Origin of the sequence: Streptomyces sp. NPDC002886 (assembly GCF_042888445.1) — a bacterium.
Taxonomy (GTDB): Bacteria; Actinomycetota; Actinomycetes; order Streptomycetales; family Streptomycetaceae; genus Streptomyces.
On record NZ_JBIAPV010000022.1, the window covers coordinates 1 to 15403 of the forward strand.

14 protein-coding genes are annotated in these 15403 nt (G+C 73.8%); 2 read left to right on the forward strand and 12 right to left on the reverse strand.

All coding sequences use genetic code 11. The features are described from left to right. The first annotated feature begins 319 nt into the window (after window positions 1-319). Window positions 320-976 (forward strand): type A chloramphenicol O-acetyltransferase, encoded by a 657-nt coding sequence (gene catA, locus ACFYYB_RS41980; RefSeq protein WP_389443988.1) that lies wholly within the window; start codon window positions 320-322, stop codon window positions 974-976. A 75-nt stretch (window positions 977-1051) separates the two neighbouring features. Here catA and ACFYYB_RS41985 read toward each other — a convergent pair whose 3' ends face one another. The 5 genes from ACFYYB_RS41985 to ACFYYB_RS42005 are packed head-to-tail and all read right to left on the reverse strand — an operon-like array spanning window position 1052 to window position 6833. Next, window positions 1052-2083, reverse strand: coding sequence for an ABC transporter ATP-binding protein (locus tag ACFYYB_RS41985; RefSeq protein WP_389443990.1), 1032 nt, complete (start codon window positions 2081-2083; stop codon window positions 1052-1054). Next, window positions 2080-3099: an ABC transporter ATP-binding protein gene (locus tag ACFYYB_RS41990; protein WP_389443992.1), complete on the reverse strand. Its 1020-nt coding sequence runs from the start codon at window positions 3097-3099 to the stop codon at window positions 2080-2082. Before ACFYYB_RS41990 ends, ACFYYB_RS41985 begins: the two co-directional genes overlap by 4 nt. Further along, window positions 3099-4085 (reverse strand): ABC transporter permease, encoded by a 987-nt coding sequence (locus ACFYYB_RS41995; protein WP_389443994.1) that lies wholly within the window; start codon window positions 4083-4085, stop codon window positions 3099-3101. The genes ACFYYB_RS41990 and ACFYYB_RS41995 overlap by 1 nt, the downstream gene beginning before the upstream one ends. Continuing rightward, on the reverse strand, window positions 4082-5065 hold the full coding sequence (locus ACFYYB_RS42000) for an ABC transporter permease (protein ID WP_389443996.1): 984 nt from the start codon (window positions 5063-5065) through the stop codon (window positions 4082-4084). Before ACFYYB_RS42000 ends, ACFYYB_RS41995 begins: the two co-directional genes overlap by 4 nt. Before the next feature lie 22 nt (window positions 5066-5087). Further along, complete coding sequence (locus ACFYYB_RS42005; RefSeq protein ID WP_389443998.1) at window positions 5088-6833, reverse strand: ABC transporter substrate-binding protein; 1746 nt, start codon at window positions 6831-6833, stop codon at window positions 5088-5090. A gap of 163 nt (window positions 6834-6996) precedes the next feature. Between ACFYYB_RS42005 and ACFYYB_RS42010 the strand changes: the two genes are divergently transcribed. Next, window positions 6997-8463 (forward strand): hypothetical protein, encoded by a 1467-nt coding sequence (locus ACFYYB_RS42010; RefSeq protein ID WP_389444000.1) that lies wholly within the window; start codon window positions 6997-6999, stop codon window positions 8461-8463. An 80-nt stretch (window positions 8464-8543) separates the two neighbouring features. On the opposite strand, the gene ACFYYB_RS42015 is transcribed toward ACFYYB_RS42010, so the two are convergent. The 7 genes from ACFYYB_RS42015 to ACFYYB_RS42045 all read right to left on the reverse strand — a co-directional run bounded on the left by ACFYYB_RS42015 (window position 8544) and on the right by ACFYYB_RS42045 (window position 15104). Then, window positions 8544-9269 carry a GntR family transcriptional regulator gene (locus ACFYYB_RS42015; protein ID WP_327303910.1) on the reverse strand — a complete coding sequence of 242 codons (726 nt, stop codon included), beginning with the start codon at window positions 9267-9269 and terminating at the stop codon, window positions 8544-8546. Window positions 9270-9343: 74 nt separating this feature from the next. Next, window positions 9344-10276, reverse strand: a complete 933-nt coding sequence (locus ACFYYB_RS42020; protein ID WP_389444010.1) for an ornithine cyclodeaminase family protein — start codon at window positions 10274-10276, stop codon at window positions 9344-9346. 23 nt (window positions 10277-10299) lie between these two features. Further along, window positions 10300-11331 carry a proline racemase family protein gene (locus tag ACFYYB_RS42025; RefSeq protein ID WP_389444002.1) on the reverse strand — a complete coding sequence of 344 codons (1032 nt, stop codon included), beginning with the start codon at window positions 11329-11331 and terminating at the stop codon, window positions 10300-10302. Continuing rightward, window positions 11328-12332 carry a proline racemase family protein gene (locus tag ACFYYB_RS42030; RefSeq protein WP_389444004.1) on the reverse strand — a complete coding sequence of 335 codons (1005 nt, stop codon included), beginning with the start codon at window positions 12330-12332 and terminating at the stop codon, window positions 11328-11330. Before ACFYYB_RS42030 ends, ACFYYB_RS42025 begins: the two co-directional genes overlap by 4 nt. A gap of 44 nt (window positions 12333-12376) precedes the next feature. Then, window positions 12377-13306 (reverse strand): dihydrodipicolinate synthase family protein, encoded by a 930-nt coding sequence (locus ACFYYB_RS42035; RefSeq protein WP_327303914.1) that lies wholly within the window; start codon window positions 13304-13306, stop codon window positions 12377-12379. 87 nt (window positions 13307-13393) lie between these two features. Further along, a complete protein-coding gene (locus ACFYYB_RS42040) occupies window positions 13394-14788 on the reverse strand; it encodes an NAD(P)/FAD-dependent oxidoreductase (RefSeq protein ID WP_389444006.1) in 1395 nt (464 codons plus the stop codon). Further along, a complete protein-coding gene (locus tag ACFYYB_RS42045; RefSeq protein ID WP_389444008.1) occupies window positions 14769-15104 on the reverse strand; it encodes a (2Fe-2S)-binding protein in 336 nt (111 codons plus the stop codon). The genes ACFYYB_RS42040 and ACFYYB_RS42045 overlap by 20 nt, the downstream gene beginning before the upstream one ends. Window positions 15105-15403: the final 299 nt, after the last annotated feature.

The following is a 15403-nucleotide window of genomic DNA, read 5'->3' on the forward strand; positions in this document are numbered from 1 at the left end:
GGGGGGGGGGCGGGGGCCGCCGGCCCGGGGGTGGCGCGCCCCTGGCGGCCGGGGGGGGGGGGGGCGGGGGGGGGGGGGGGGGGGGGGGGGGGGGGGGGGGGGGGGGGGGGGGGGGGGGGGGGGGGGGGGGGGGTGTGGGGGGGGGGGGGGGGGGGGGGGGGGGGGGGGGGGGGGGGGGTTTGCCCCCCCGCGGGGGGGGGGGGGGGGGGGGGGGGGGGGGGGGGGGGCCCGCGCCGGCCCCCCCACGGCAGGACCCCCGGAAGCCCGCGGGCCCGGAAATCGATACCGGGGGCATCCGCGCGTCTGCCAGGCTGGCCCGATGCACGCTCCCCTTCCGATCGACCTGGACACGTGGCCGCGCCGGCAGCACTTCGAGCACTACCGGCGGCTCGTTCCGTGCACGTACTCGATGACGGTGGAGCTCGACGTCACCGCCTTCGCGGCGGCGTTGCGCGCATCGCGGCGCAAGACCTACGTCGCGCAGATCTGGGCGCTCTCGACGGTCGTCAACCGGCACGAGGAGTTCAGGATGTGCCTGACCGCGTCGGGCGAACCCGCCGTCTGGCCCGTCGTGCACCCGGCCTTCACGGTCTTCAACACGGAGCGCGAGACGTTCGCGACCGTGTGGGCACCCCACGACCCCGACTTCGGCGCGTTCCACGAGGTGGCCGCCGCCCTGCTGGCGGAGCACGGCCGCGCCACCGAGTTCTTCCCCCAAGGGGAGCCTCCGGCCGACGCGTTCGACGTGTCGAGCCTGCCCTGGGCATCCTTCACCGGGTTCAACCTCACCATCGGGGACAACTGGGACCACCTGGCGCCGGTCTTCACCCTCGGCCGTTACACCGAGCGGGACGGCCGGACCCTGCTCCCCCTCGCCGTACAGGTGCACCACGCCGCCGCGGACGGCTTCCACACGGCACGGCTGGTCGACGAGGTGCGGGCCCTCTTCGCGGACCCGGCCTGGCTGGAGCAGTAGGGCCCCGGAGCGAGGTCATCGCTCCGGGGCCCTCCCCGTACCCGGGTTCCCCGCCGGTCCCCCGGGCTGGCGCGGCTACGCCATGTGGCAGGCCACCTCACGGGAGGCGACCGTCCGCAGCAGCGGCCGTTCGGTGCGGCAGATCTCCTGCGCCACCGGGCACCTGGGGTGGAAGGTGCAGCCCGGGGGCGGGGCGGCCGGACTCGGCGGGTCGCCGAGCAGCACGATCCGCTCGCGCCGCCGTTCCGCCGCCGGGTCGGGCAGCGGAACGGCGGACAACAGCGCCCTGGTGTACGGGTGCTGGGGGTTCTCGTAGAGCGACTTCTTGTCGCCCGTCTCCACGATCCGGCCTAGGTACATGACGGCGACCCGGTCGCTGACCCGCTTGACGATCGAGAGGTCGTGCGCGATGAACACGTAGGCCAGGCCCAGTTCGGCGCGCAGCCGCTCCATCAGGTTGACGATCTGCGCCTGGACGGAGACGTCGAGGGCCGAGACCGGTTCGTCGGCGACGATCAGCCGGGGGTTGGTGGCCAGCGACCGGGCGATGCCGATGCGCTGCGCCTGGCCGCCGGAGAACTCGTGCGGATAGCGGTCGATGTGCTCCGGGATCAGTCCGACGAGCTCCATCAGTTCGGCCGCCCGGCGGCGGGCGTCCGCCGCGCCCGCCCCCTGGACCAGCAGCGGGTCGGAGATGATCCGGGCCACCGTCTGGCGGGGGTTGAGGGAGGAATGCGGGTCCTGGAAGACCATCTGGAGGTTCCGGCGCAGCGGGCGCAGGGCGCGCTGGGACAGCCGGCTGATGTCCCTGCCGTCGAACTCCACGCTTCCGGAGGTCGGTTCCAGCAGCCGGACCAGCATCCGCCCGGTGGTGGACTTGCCGCAGCCCGACTCCCCTACGAGGCCCAGGGTCCGGCCGGCCTCCAGGTCGAAGGAGACCCCGTCGACGGCGCGCACGGGCGCCCCCCGGCGCCCGGTCGCGGTGCGTCTGCCGGGGAAGGCCATCGTGAGGTCGCGCACGCGCAGCAGCGGGGGCGGGGTCCCGGCCTCGCCGCGGGCCGCCGGTACCCGGGCGGTGCGGGGGCCCGTTTCGTTCGCCGTGGTCATCGGGCCACCTCCCGGACGGGGCCCGCGAAGTGGCAGGCCGCCTCGCGTCCGGCGTCGCCGTACGGTCTGAGCTCGGGCCGCACCGTGGCGCAGCGCTCCCGGTCCTCCTCGCCGCCCGCGGCGGACACCACGCAGCGCGGGGCGAAGGCGCACCCCGGGGCCGGGGCGAGCAGCGAGGGCGGGGAGCCGGGGATGGCCCGCAGCGGCTCGTCGTCGCCGTCGTCCAGCCGGGGCAGGGAGTCCAGGAGGCCCCGGGTGTAGGGGTGGGCCGGGTCGGCGAACAGATCGTCCACCGGGGCCTGTTCGGCGGCCCGGCCGCCGTACATGACGAGTACCTCGTGGGCGACCCGGGCGACCACGCCCAGATCGTGGGTGATCATGACGACGCCGAGTCCGCGGTCCTGCTGGAGCCCGGCGATCAGTTCCAGGATCTGTGCCTGCACGGTGACGTCGAGCGCGGTGGTGGGCTCGTCGGCGATGAGCAGGTCGGGCTCGCAGGCCAGCGCCATGGCGATCATCGCGCGCTGGCGCATGCCGCCGGAGAACTGGTGCGGGTACTCCCCGGCCCGGCGGGCGGGTTCGGGGATGCCGACCTCGCCGAGCATGTCGACGGCGCGCCGCTTCGCGGCGGCCCGGCCGGCCCGGAAGTGGACCCGGAAGTGCTCGGAGATCTGCTCGCCGACCGTGTAGTAGGGGTGCAGGCTGGACAGCGGGTCCTGGAAGATCATGGCCATCTTGCGGCCGCGCAGCTTGGAGAGCTCCTTCTCGGACTTGGTGGTCAGCTCCTGTCCGTCGAGCGCGATGGAGCCGCTGATCTCGGCGCCCCGGTGCAGGCCCATGACGGCGAGGGAGGTGACGGACTTGCCCGAGCCGGACTCGCCGACGATGCCGAGCGTGCGGCCGGCCTCGACGGTGAAGTCGATGGAGTCGACGGCTCGTACGGTGCCGCGCGGGGTGGTGAACGTGACCTGCAGGTCCCGCACTTGGAGCAGGGGTGGGGCGGTCGGAGGGGTCATCAGTACCTCACCCTCGGGTCGATGACGGCGTACAGGAGGTCGACGGCGAGGTTCGCGACGACGATGAAGAAGGCGGCCAGCAGCGTGACCCCGAGCACCACGGGCTGGTCCGAGCTGACCAGGGCCCCGTAGAACAGCCTGCCGATGCCCGGGAGTCCGAAGATGGACTCGGTGATGACGGCGCCGGCGAGCAGGCCGCCGAGGTCCATGCCGAAGATGGTGAGGATCGGGGTCATCCCGGAGCGCAGTCCGTGTTTGACCACGACGGTGCGCTCGGGCATTCCCTTGGCGCGGGCGGTACGGATGTACGGCTCGGCCATCGCCTCGATCATCGAACCGCGGCTCTGGCGGGCGTACATGGCGGCGTAGAGCAGGGCGAGCGCGGTCCAGGGCAGGAGCAGGTTGCTCGCCCAGGCCAGCGGGTTGTCGCTGAAGGCCTGGTAGGCGGGGTAGGGCAGGAGCCCGGCGACGCGGATGACTCCGTAGATGAGCATCACGGAGGTGAAGTACACGGGCAGGGAGGCGGCGGCGACGGCCCCGACCATGAGCACCTTGTCCGTGGCGGTGTCCTTGCGCAGGGCTGCGGTGACTCCCGCGCCGAGGCCGAGGACGAGCCAGAGGGCGGCTGCGCCGACCGCCAGGGAGGCGGAGACCGGGAGCCGGTCCATCAGCAGGTCCCACACGGGCAGGGAGTTCTCGTAGGAGTAGCCCAGGCAGGGGAAGTCGCACTGGACGGCGTACTGGCCGGTGCCGAGGGTGCGTCCGGTGAAGATCCCGGTGAGGAACTCGCCGAACTGCCGCCACAGCGGCCGGTCGAGGCCGAGGTAGGCGCGTACGTCGGCCAGCCGCTCGGCGCTGCAGGTCTTGCCGCAGGCGGCCGCGGCCGGGTCGGAGGGCAGGACGTAGAAGATGAGGAAGGTGACGGCGGCGATGGCCAGCAGGACACCGGCGAGGGCGAGGAGGCGGCGCGCGAGGTAGAGGATCACGTCCGGCCGCCCCTCGGGTCGAGGATGTCGCGCAGGGCGTCGCCGAGCAGGGTGAAGGCGAGGACCGCGAGGAAGAGGAAGAGGCTCGGGATGACGAAGTACATGGGGTCGGTCTCGTAGAAGGCCACGGACTCGGCGATCATCTGGCCCCAGGAGGGGGTGGGCGGGCGCACGCCCACGCCGAGGTAGCTGAGCGCGGCCTCGGTGCTGATCATGCCGGGGATGAGCAGGGTGGTGTAGGCGATGACCGGGCCGGAGACCCCCGGGAGGATGTCCCGGGTCAGGATCCGCCAGGAGCTCGCCCCGCCGACGCGGGCGGCGTCCACGTACTCGCGGTGCTTGAGCGAGAGGGCCTGGCCGCGGACGACGCGGGCGACGCCGGGCCAGCCGAAGACGCCGATGACGACGGTCATGAGGACGATGCGGTTGACGTCCTTGGCCACCGACAGCATCGCGATCATGAAGATGAGGGACGGGAAGGACATCGTCAGGTCCATCAGGCGGGACAGGACGGTGTCGGTGCGGCCGCCGAAGTAGCCGGCGGCGATTCCGGCGGCGGTGCCCGCGATGACCACGATGGCGGTGGCCGCGAAGGCGATGAGCAGCGAGACCTGGGCGCCGTTGACGACGCGGGCGAACAGGTCGCGGCCGCTGACGGGTTCCACGCCGAGCCAGTGGTCTGGGCTGATCCCGCCGAAGGAGCCCAGTGGCTGGCCGCCGAGGTAGGGGTCGATGGCGGACTTGTCGAACTCGTCCGGTGACCAGCCGCCGAGCTCACCCAGCCAGGGGGCGGTGACGGCCATCAGGACGAAGAGCAGGACGACGCAGAGACTGACGCGGACGGCGGGGCGGCGGCGGAGTTCCCGCCGGGCGAGCTGCCAGGGGCTGCTGCCCGGGGGGACGGTCCCGGCCGGTGCGCCGTCCGGGGCTGCCGGTCGGGCGGCGCCCGGTCCGGCAGCGCCCGGTGCGGTGGTGGTCATGGTGTCAGGGGCCCCCGCGTCCTCAGCCCTGGCTCTTCGACGGGTCCTTGAGGCCGACGGTGGCGTAGTCGATCTGGCCGACCCAGACGGGGTGTCCGAAGGCTCCCGCGATGTTGGTGCCGACGAGCAGCGGCTTGCGCTCCAGCAGGAGGGGGATGGCCGGGGACTTCTTCATGATCTCGGCGTCGAGGTCGATCCAGGCCTGGTTGGCCTGCTTGGCGTCGGCCATGGCGTTGATCTCGTCGATCCGCTTCATCGTGGCGTCGTCGCGGAACTGGGCGTTGTTGCCCTGGTTGCCCTTCTCCTTGATGGTGCGTCCGTCGAAGACGAAGGGGATCCAGGTGGAGCCGGAGGGGTAGTCGGGGCACCAGCCGGCGAGCGACATGTCGGGGGTGGTGGAGAGGTCGCCGATGACGTCGTAGTAGGCGCCCGGGTCGACGGTGTCGATGACGACCTCGACGCCGGCACGGGCCAGGCCCTGCTGAAGGGCCTCCGCCTTGCCCTTGTCTCCGGTGGAGACGGAGAGCGAGACCTTCAGGGTCTCCTTGCCGGCCGCCTTGAGGAGTTCCTTGGCCTTGGCGGGGTCCCCGGAGGGGGCGATCTTGAGCGTGTCGGCCTGCTTGCCGCCGGACATGGCCGGGGGCAGGTAGGCGGTGGCGATCTCGTTGAGGGCGGGCCCGCCGCCCGCGGTGATCACGGCCTCCTTGTCCACGGCGTACTGCATGGCCTCGCGGACCTTGGGGTCGTTGAAGGGGGCGCGGGAGTTGTTGAGGTGGAGCATCTCCGTACAGCCCTGGGACTCGGCGAGCAGCCGCGACTTGATGTCCGCCTTGGGCAGCACCTTGGGGGCGCTCTCGGGCCGCATGTCGGACCACTGGACGGAGGAGGCGTCGGCGCCCTCCCCGGCGATGATCCGGTCGTCGATCTGGCCGCCCTTGAGGCCCATGACGACCACGAACTTGTCCGGGTAGGCCTTGCGGACGGTGTCGGTCTTCGGGTCCCAGTGCTCGTTGCGGACCAGGACGAGCTTCTTGTCGCGGTCGTACGACTCGATCTTGTACGGGCCGGAGGAGAACGGGCGGGCGTCGTACTGCGTGCCCTTCTCCTGGGACTCGGGGACCGGGGCGAAGGTGGGGAGGGTCGCGGTCGCGGAGAACTCGGCGACGGGCCGCTTCAGTTCGAAGACGATCGTGCGGTCGTCGGGGGTCTTGACGGAGTCGAGGTGCTTGCCCTGGAGCGGGCCCTTGTAGCCCTCGGTGCCGGCGAGGTACTGGGCCGCGTAGTCGGGGCCGCCGGTGAGGTCGGGGGCCATGGAGCGCTCGACGTTGTACTTGATGTCCTGGGCCTTGATGGGCGAGCCGTCCTCGTACTTCACGCCTTCCTTCAGGGTGAAGGTCCAGGTCTTGCCGCCGTTGGACGGGGTCCCGAGGTCGGTGGCGAGGTCGGGGACGAGCTCGCTGCCCGCCTTGCCCGGCTCGGCCTTGAAGGTGACCAGGGTGCGGTAGAGGAGGCGGGTGCCGAGGTCCATCGTCGGCATGACCCAGTTGCGGGCGGGGTCGAGGTGGGCGAAGTCCTGGTTGGACAGGACGGTGAGGGTGCCGCCCTTGACGGGTGTGCCGCCGAGGATCTTCCCGTCGTTGGCGGAGGCGGGGTTGGAGGCGCCGGCCCCTGCGGCGGAGCCCTTCTTGGGGTCGGAGCAGCCCGAGGCGCCGAGTGCGAGTGCGGCCACCAGAGCGGTGGCGAGGGCGAGTTGGGTGCGCTTGGTCATGGGTCACTCCAGTGAAGGGCCGCGCTCTATGATGTGACCGGTAACATAGTAATGTGAAATTGTACTGACAAGGGGTTGGACCCCGGTGGGACCCACCGTTATCCAGCCGTATCCAAATCAGTGCGGGCAGCGGGGTGTTCGGCCGCCCTCCTATGCTGCCGCCATGGATCCGATACGACTGCCCGAGCTCGGCCACCTCCCGGCGGTACTGGAAGGGCTGGCGCGGAACACCGCCCTGCCCGAGGAGCTGGCGGCGCGGCTCCTGCCGTACGCCATGGCGCCGCTCCGGCTGGCGCTCCGGAAGGGGTTCGCGCCGGGCCCGGCCCTGTGCGAGGCCTTCCTGGCGCGCGGGGAGGCCGAGGCGCTGGCGCACGTCCGTGCGCTGCCGCCGGAGTTCGCCGCGCGGCTCGCGGCCGATCCGGATCCGGAGGTACGTGCGGTGCGCGCGGGGCGGGAGTCCGCGCGCGCGGGCCGGCAGGAGCGGTTCGCCGCCGACGCGGCAGCCGCCGTACGGGTGGCCCTCGCGGGGCGGCCCGATCTGCCGGCCGGGCTCCTGGCCGCCCTGGCCGCCGACGGCGACGCCGGGGTGCGGGGGGCGGCGGCCTCGCGCGGGGCGCGGCTGCCGCAGGAGCTGCTCCGGGGGCTGCTGACGGACGCCGACCCCAAGGTGCGTTCGGCCGCCTGCAGACACCGGCCGCCGCGCGACCTGCACGCCGGGCTGCTGGCCGACCCGGTGACGCGCGAGCGTGTCGTACGACACCTCGAACTGGACCCGGACACCGCCGCCGGGCTGGCCGCCGACCCCGACGAGGAGGTGCGCGTGCAGCTCGCGGCCCATCCGGCGCTGCCGGCGGAGCTGCGGGACGCGCTGGCCCGGGACCCGAGTCCTGCCGTGCGGGGGAAGATCTTCGTCCGCGATGACACCCCGACCGCGCTCCGGACGGAGATCCACGCGTGGCTGACCGCCGGAGCCCTCCGGGCCGAGGAGGACTGGCATGCGGCGGAAGAGGAAGACGTCTTCTGTGAAATCAGCCTCACCTTCCTGGAGTTGGACTCCTACCCCTGGGTCACGGACGACCCCGCCCCGCACGCGAACTCGCCCTACGTCGGCATGCGGCGTGCCGCGGCGCGCAGCGGGCGGCTGCCGGCCGCCGTCCTGAAGGGGATGCTCGCCGACGAGGATCCGACGGTCCGCTTCGCCGCCCTGCGCGGCACTCCCGATGTGGACCTGGCGCTCGCCGAGGACATCGAGCGGCGCCACGTCCCGATGAAGGGGTCCCCGCAGCGCCCCGCGGACCACGTCGCCTTTCCGCCCGGGACGCTCCGCCGCTTCGCCACCGACCCGGAGGCACGGATGCGCGTACTGGCCCTGCGCGACCCCGAGTTGCCCGCGGAGCTGCGCGACCGGCTGGCGGCGGACCAGGACGATGCCGTCCGGCGGGCCGTCGCCGAGGACCCCCGCACGGATGCCCGCACCCTGCTGCGCCTGCTCGGTGACGGGTCGGCCTTCGTCGCCCAGGCGACCGCCGCCTCGCCTTCCCTGCCCCCGGAGGCGATGCGCGCCGTACTCGACCGGGCCGCCGAAGAGCGGCGCGGCTCCACTCCGGGAGCGGCGTCGGGCTGGGAGTAGGGGCGGGCCGGGGCGAGCCGGGCCGGACCGGGCCGGGCCGGGACCGGTTCGACTCGGCCGACCGGTCCGGCCGTTCGCGGTCAGCCGGCCGAGCCCAGGGGGGTCGTGCCCAGGCGGGTCTTGGGGCGGCCCACCGGTTCGTCGCGGCCCTGGGCCCAGAGGGAGCGGACATGGCCCAGGTGGCGGGTCATGCAGGCTTCGGCCGCCTCCGCGTCGCCGCTGAGCATCAGGTCCAGGAGCTCGATGTGCTCCTCGGCGGAGGAGACCAGCTTGCCGGCCTCGTCCAGGCCCGTCAGGCCGTACAGCCGGGAACGCTTGCGCAGGTCGCCGACGGTTTCCACCAGGCGGTCGTTGCCCGAGAGGCCCAGGAGGGTGAGGTGGAAGCGGCGGTCGGCCTCCAGGTAGCCGATGAGGTTGTGCTCGCGCGCGCTGGTGACGATCTCCTGCGCGATGGGGCGCAGGGCCTCCAGGGACTCGGGCGTGGCGATCTTCGTGATCCGGCCGATGGTCGGGACCTCGATCATCGTGCGCAGCTCGGTGTACTGGTCCAGATCGCGCTCGCTGACCTCCGTGATGCGGAAGCCCTTGTTGCGGACCGGTTCCACCAGGCCCTCGCGGGCCAGGTCGAGCATGGCCTCGCGCACCGGGGTGGCCGAGACGCCGAGCTCGGCCGCGAGGCCGGGCGCGGAGTAGACGCTCCCGGGGCGCAGTTCACCCGCTATCAGGGCTGCCCGCAGGGCGTGGCCGACCTGGTCGCGGAGCCGTTCCTGGGCCTTGATGAGACTGTGCTGCTTCAGGTCACCCATTGCATTTCCTCCGAGACCGCTCACACCATCGGCGTGCGGAGGAACAGCGTACAATGTCACGTTGCGCTCGCTCCTCAGTGGACACCGCTTCCGGCCGCCTCGAACAGGGCGACCGCCACAGCGAGATCTTCCCAGGCCATGCCCACACTCTTGAAGAGCTGTGGACAACTCGCCGTCCCCGGACCCGGCATCCGGCCCGCGACCAGGTCGGCCAGGGTGCCGCTGATGTGCCCGGCGCCGATGGCCCCTTCCGCCTCCGGGACCAGCAGGTCCCCCGCCTCGCGCAGGGCCGCCGCACGCGACTCCACGTACACGGCCGCCCGCCGGACCAGCGCCGTGTCCACCTCCCGGGCCTCCGGCTCGTGCGAGCCGACCGCGACCACGGTGGCTCCCGGCGCGATCAGCCGCCCGTCGAAGAGGGGTTCGCGGGAGGTGGTGCAGCAGATCACCAGGTCGGCGTCGGCCACCTCCGCCGCCACCCCCGGCCGGGCGGGCACGCCCAGCCCCCGCGCGTGCGCGGCCAGCGCCCGCGCGCCGGCGGCGCCGGCCGCGGACCCCGCACGGGCCACGACCACCACCTCCGCCAGCTGCCGCATCGCGTGCACGGCTTCGAGGTGCCCGTACGCCTGGGGGCCCGAGCCGAACAGCAGCAGCCGCAGCGGGCGCCCGGCCGGGGCCAGGTGGCGCAGCGCGAGCGCCGAGACGGCCGGGGTGCGCAGCGTGGTCAGCGCCGCCCCGTCGAGCAGGGCGACCGGCCGCAGGGTGGGCCCGTCCAGGAGGAGGTAGGACCCGGTGATCCGGGGCAGCCCGAGCGCCGGGTTCCCCGGGGCCACCCCGGCGATCTTCACACCGGCGTAGGCCCCGGTGGCGGCCGGCATCAGCAGCAGTTCCCCGCCGCCGGGCACCGGCAGGGCGCTGCGCGGCGGGCAGGTCTCCGGGTCCAGCCCGCCGCGCAGCACTCCGGCCAGCGCGTCCGCGGCGTCGGCCGGGGTCAGCAGCCCGGCCATCTCGGCGCCCGACAGCTGGGGGATCACAGCAGGAACCCCGCGCCGAGCGCGTCCTGCGGGTCCACGCTGAAGAGGTGCTCGCCCGTGCGGTACGCCGTTCCGGTGACCTCCGTGACCACGCCCTGCGGCACCCGCTCGGCGACGCGGCCCGTGAACACCGTGCCCACGACCGACTCGTGCAGCAGGTCCTCCCCCTCCCCCAGCCGCCCGTCCTCGGCCAGCAGCGCGAGCCGCGCCGAGGTGCCGGAGCCGCAGGGCGAGCGGTCGATCTGCCCGTCGGCGAAGACGGTGACGTTGCGCTGGTGCGGACCGAAGGGGGTGTCGGGAAGCTCCTCGTACAGGGTGACCCCGTACACCCCGGAGAGCAGGGGCCCGTCCGGATGCCAGGTCCCGGGGTGGGTGGCGAGGGCGGCCCGGATCTCCTTGCCCACCCGCACGAGCGCGGGCAGCGAGGCCGGGGTCACCTCGAGGCCGAGGTCCCGGGCGGGCAGGGAGGCGTAGCAGGCCCCGCCGTGCGCGATGTCCACCTCGGCCATGCCGAGGGTGGTGGCGACGGGCACCTTGCGGGCGGCGGCGCGGGCCGGGACGTTGCGGAAGGTGACCCCGGTGGTGCGGCCCGCCGTGCGGTGCACGGTCGCGGCGACCCGCCCCGAGGGCACGTCGATCCGTACCTGGACGTCCCCGTCGTCCGGGGCGGCGACCCGGCCGGTGTCCACGGCCCATACGCCCAGGGCCATGGTGCCGTGGCCGCAGGCGGTGGAGTAGCCGTCCTTGTGCCAGAACAGCACCCCGAAGTGGGCCCCGTCGTCGTCGGGCGGGACCACGAAGCCCCCGTACATCCCGGCGTGCCCGCGCGGCTCCTGCACCAGGAGCCGCCGTACGTCGTCCAGGGGGCCGCGCCGGGGGGCCGTGCCCGAGCCCCCCGGTCCGATGGCGGTGGCGCAGCGCTCGGCGACGGTGTCCCCGGGCACGGCCGGCCCGCCGCCGGAGGTGAGGTCGACGATCCGGAAGGGTTCGCCGGCGGTGTGGTAGTCCACGGTTCGTACGGCGGTCACAACAGGAACCCTCCGGGGAACGGGTCGGACGGGTCGAGGAAGTACTGGGCGGTGCCGGTGATCCAGGCCCGCCCGGTGACCGTGGGCACGAGGGCCGGACGGCCTGCGACCGTGGTCTCGCCGATGAGCCGGCCGGTGAACTCGGTCCCGATGAAGGACTCGTTGACGAAGTCCGTGTCCAGGGGCAGGAGTCCGCGGGCGTGCAGCTGCGCCATCCGCGCGCTGGTTCCCGTACCGCACGGGGAGCGGTCGAACCAGCCGGGGTGGATGGCCATCGCGTGCCGGGAGCGGCGGGCGTCGGAGCCGGGGGCCGCGAGGTAGACGTGCTTGAGCCCGGCGATGGAGGGGTTCTCCGGGTGAACGGGCCGGTCCGGCGAGGCGTTGACCGCCTCCATGACGGCCAGGCCGGCGGCGAGCAGGTCGCCCTTGCGCTCCCGGTCGAAGGGGAGACCGAGCGCGTCGAGTTCGACGAAGGCGTAGAAGTTGCCGCCGTAGGCGAGGTCGTAGGTGACCGTGCCGTATCCGGGGACCTCGGCCTTGAGGTCGAGGCCGACGCAGAAGGCGGGGACGTTGGTGAAGGTGGCGGCGGTGGCCGCCCCGTCCTCGACCCGGACGTCGACGCTGACGAGCCCGGCCGGGGTGTCCAGCCGGACGGTGGTGACCGGCTCGACGACGGGCACCATGCCCGTCTCGACCAGGACGGTGGCGACCCCGATGGTGCCGTGCCCGCACATGGGGAGCAGGCCCGACACCTCGATGTAGAGGACGCCGAAGTCGGCGTCGGGGCGGGTCGGGGGCTGCAGGATGGCGCCGCTCATCGCGGAGTGGCCGCGCGGTTCGTACATGAGCAGGGTCCGGAGGTGGTCCAGGTGCTCGATGAAGTGGAGCCGCTTGTCGGCCATGGTGGCGCCGGGGATCACCCCGACTCCCCCGGTGATCACCCGGGTGGGCATGCCCTCGGTGTGCGAGTCCACCGCGTGATAGACGTTTCGCGTGCGCATCAAGTCCCCCTCGGACTTTTCGACTTCTCGGCTCTGGGACTGAGTTAGCTGAGGCCCTCGGCGAGCGCCTTCTCGGTGGCGGCGCGGACGCCGGCCTCGATCTCGCCGGTGAGCGGGAAGCGCGGCGGGCGGGTGGGACCGCCGGGGCGGCCGGCCAGGTCCATGGAGAGCTTGATGGCCTGGACGAACTCGGTCTTGGAGTCCCAGCGCAGCAGCGAGTGCAGGGACTTGTAGAGCGGCAGGGCGGTGTCGAGGTCTCCCGCGACGGCGGCGCGGTAGAGGGTGGCACAGGCCTGCGGGAGCGCGTTGGGGTAGCCGGCGATCCAGCCGACGGCGCCGGCCAGGGCCAGTTCGAGCAGCACGTCGTCGGCGCCGATCAACAGGTCGAGTCCCGGCGCGAGTTCGGCGATCTCGTACGCCCGCCGGACGTCCCCGCTGAACTCCTTGACGGCCACGATGGATCCGTCGCCGTGCAGCCGGGCCAGCAGGGACGGGACGAGGTCCACCTTGGTGTCGATGGGGTTGTTGTAGGCGACCACGGGCACGCCGGCGCGGGCGACCTCGGCGTAGTGGGCGCGCACGGCGTCCGCGTCGGCCCGGAAGGCGTTCGGCGGCAGCAGGAGCACGGATCCGCAGCCGGCCTCGGCGGCCTGCTCGGCCCAGCGGCGGGATTCGGCGCTGCCGTAGGCGGCGACGCCGGGCATCACGCGGGCGCCGTCGCCGGCGGCCTCGACGGCGGTACGGACGACGGCGGCGCGCTCCTCGTCGGTGAGGGTCTGGTACTCGCCGAGGGAACCGTTGGGGACGACGCCGTCGCAGCCGTTGGCGATCAGCCAGGCCACGTGTTCGGCGTAGGCGTCGTGGTCGACGCTCAGGTCTTCCCGCAGGGGCAGCGTGGTGGCGACCATGATGCCGTGCCAGGGGCGGGTGCGGGTGTCCGTACCGGCGGGCGCGGGGGTGTGCGCGTGGGTCATGAGAAGGCTCCCTAGGGTGATGTGTGACATTTTACTAGTGGGTATGGCGTGGCCACAAGAGGTGCGGCCGCCCTGTCGGCGGTCCCGTCAGGGAAGTTCGGGGGGAAGTGCGGCGAGGTGGCGGAGCGGAACCGGGCAGGACAACGGCCTGCGGTCGGGTGCGGGGTCGGTCCCGGCGAGGGCGGCCACGGCCGGTCCGCACATCCGGCCCTGGCACCAGCCCATTCCGGCCCGGGTGAGGAGTTTGACCGTCCGGGCGTCCCGTGCCCCCAGGTCTTCGACGGCCTCCCGGATCCGGCCCGCCGGGACCTCCTCGCAGCGGCACACGTCGGTGTCCTCGCGCAGCCAGCCGGTCCAGCCGGGGCCCGGACGGTGCGCGCCGGCCATCGCGGCGGCGAAGGCGCGCAGCCTCGTACGGGTCCGGGCCAGGCGCGCCGGAACCGGCCGGCCCGCCACCGAACGCGCGGCGATCTCCCCCTCGGCCAGGGCCAGCTGGGCTCCCCCGATGCCGCCGGTCTCCCCGGCGGCCCAGATCCCGGAGACGGAGGTGCGCTGCTCGGCGTCCAGCTCCAGGGCGACGGTGGCGTCCGGGCTCGGGAGGGTCGCGCAGCCCAGACCGGTGGCCAGCTCCAGCTGCGGCACGAGCCCGTGGCCGACGGCCACGGCGTCGCAGGGGATGCGGCGCGCCGTACCGGGCAGCGGGCGCCAGTCGCGGTCCAGGCGGGCCACGGTGACGGCCTCGACCCGGTCCGTGCCGTGGGCCTCGGTGACGGCGTGCCGGGTGAGCAGACGGACCCCGTGCCGGACCAGGGCCCCGCCGTACGTGGCGCCTTCGGCGAGCTTGCCGGGGTTGCGGAGCAGAGCGGGCACGTGGGCGGCGTAGCCGGTGTACGCCGAGGCCTCCACGACGGCCGGCACCCGGGCTCCGGCGGCGGCGAGCGAGCCGGCCACGGCGAGCAGCAGGGGCCCGCTCCCGGCGACCACGACCCGGCTGCCCGGAAGCACGAGCCCGCCCTTGAGCATGGCCTGCGCCCCGCCGGCCCCGACGACCCCGGGCAGGGTCCAGCCGGGGAAGGGCAGCTGGCGCTCGTAGGCACCGGTGGCGAGCAGCACCCCGCGGGCACGGACCGTGGCGGGGGCCTCGTCGGGCCCGGCGACGGCGTGCAGGGTCCAGGCGGCGCCCGGGATCACCGTCCAGACGTGGTGCCGGGGAAGGTACGCGATCCGGCCGGCCGACACGTGGGCGCGCAGGGCGGCTTCGCGCGAGGCGAAGTCCGGCCATCCGTGGTGCAGCGCCTCGGGGCGGGCCGCGCCGAGTCCGGGCGCGGGGTGCCGGAAGTACTGCCCGCCGGGCCGCTCCCCCGCGTCGAGCAGGACGACGCGCAGGCCCAGGCCGGCGGCGGTGACCGCGGCGGCGAGACCGGCGGGGCCGGCGCCGACGACGGCGAGGTCGGACGGGAAGTCAGACGGCGAGGTCGTCACGGCCGGTCCCTTCCTGGGTGGTGACGTGGTCGCCCGGGCGGGCGGGAACGAGGCACGCGCGCTGGTTCGGGCGGCCGTTGACGGTGACGAGGCAGTCGTAGCAACTGCCGATCCCGCAGAACGCTCCGCGGGGGGCCGCGGTCTCGCGGGTCGTGCGCCAGGCGAGGATGCCGGCGGACCAGAGGACGGCGGCGATGCTCTGTCCGGACTGGGCCGTCAGTTCGCGGTCGTCGAAGCGGAGGCTCCACGTCTCGGCGGGGGCGCCGCCCACCAGGTCGCGGGGCGACCTCCGCCGGCCCCTCGTAGCTTCGCTCATCGCTTCCGTTCCTCCTCGGTTCCTGACTCGCGTCTCGGCACGCTTTCCGCACCACGATTGCCCTGCGGGGCTGGGTCCCCTACCCACCCTTCCACCGTTCCCCGGGCCAGCCCGGACCCGGCCCTCAAACGCCGGACGGGCTGGAAGGGGTCCCGGGCTGCGCCCGGACCCCCTGGGGCTCCGCCCCAGACCCCGGCCCTCAACCGCCGGACGGCTGAAATGGCTCAGGCTGCGTACCGGGGTCGGGGACGGGGGCGGGGTGGGGTGTTGGCCTGGACGTAAAACGTGATTTGTGGCGC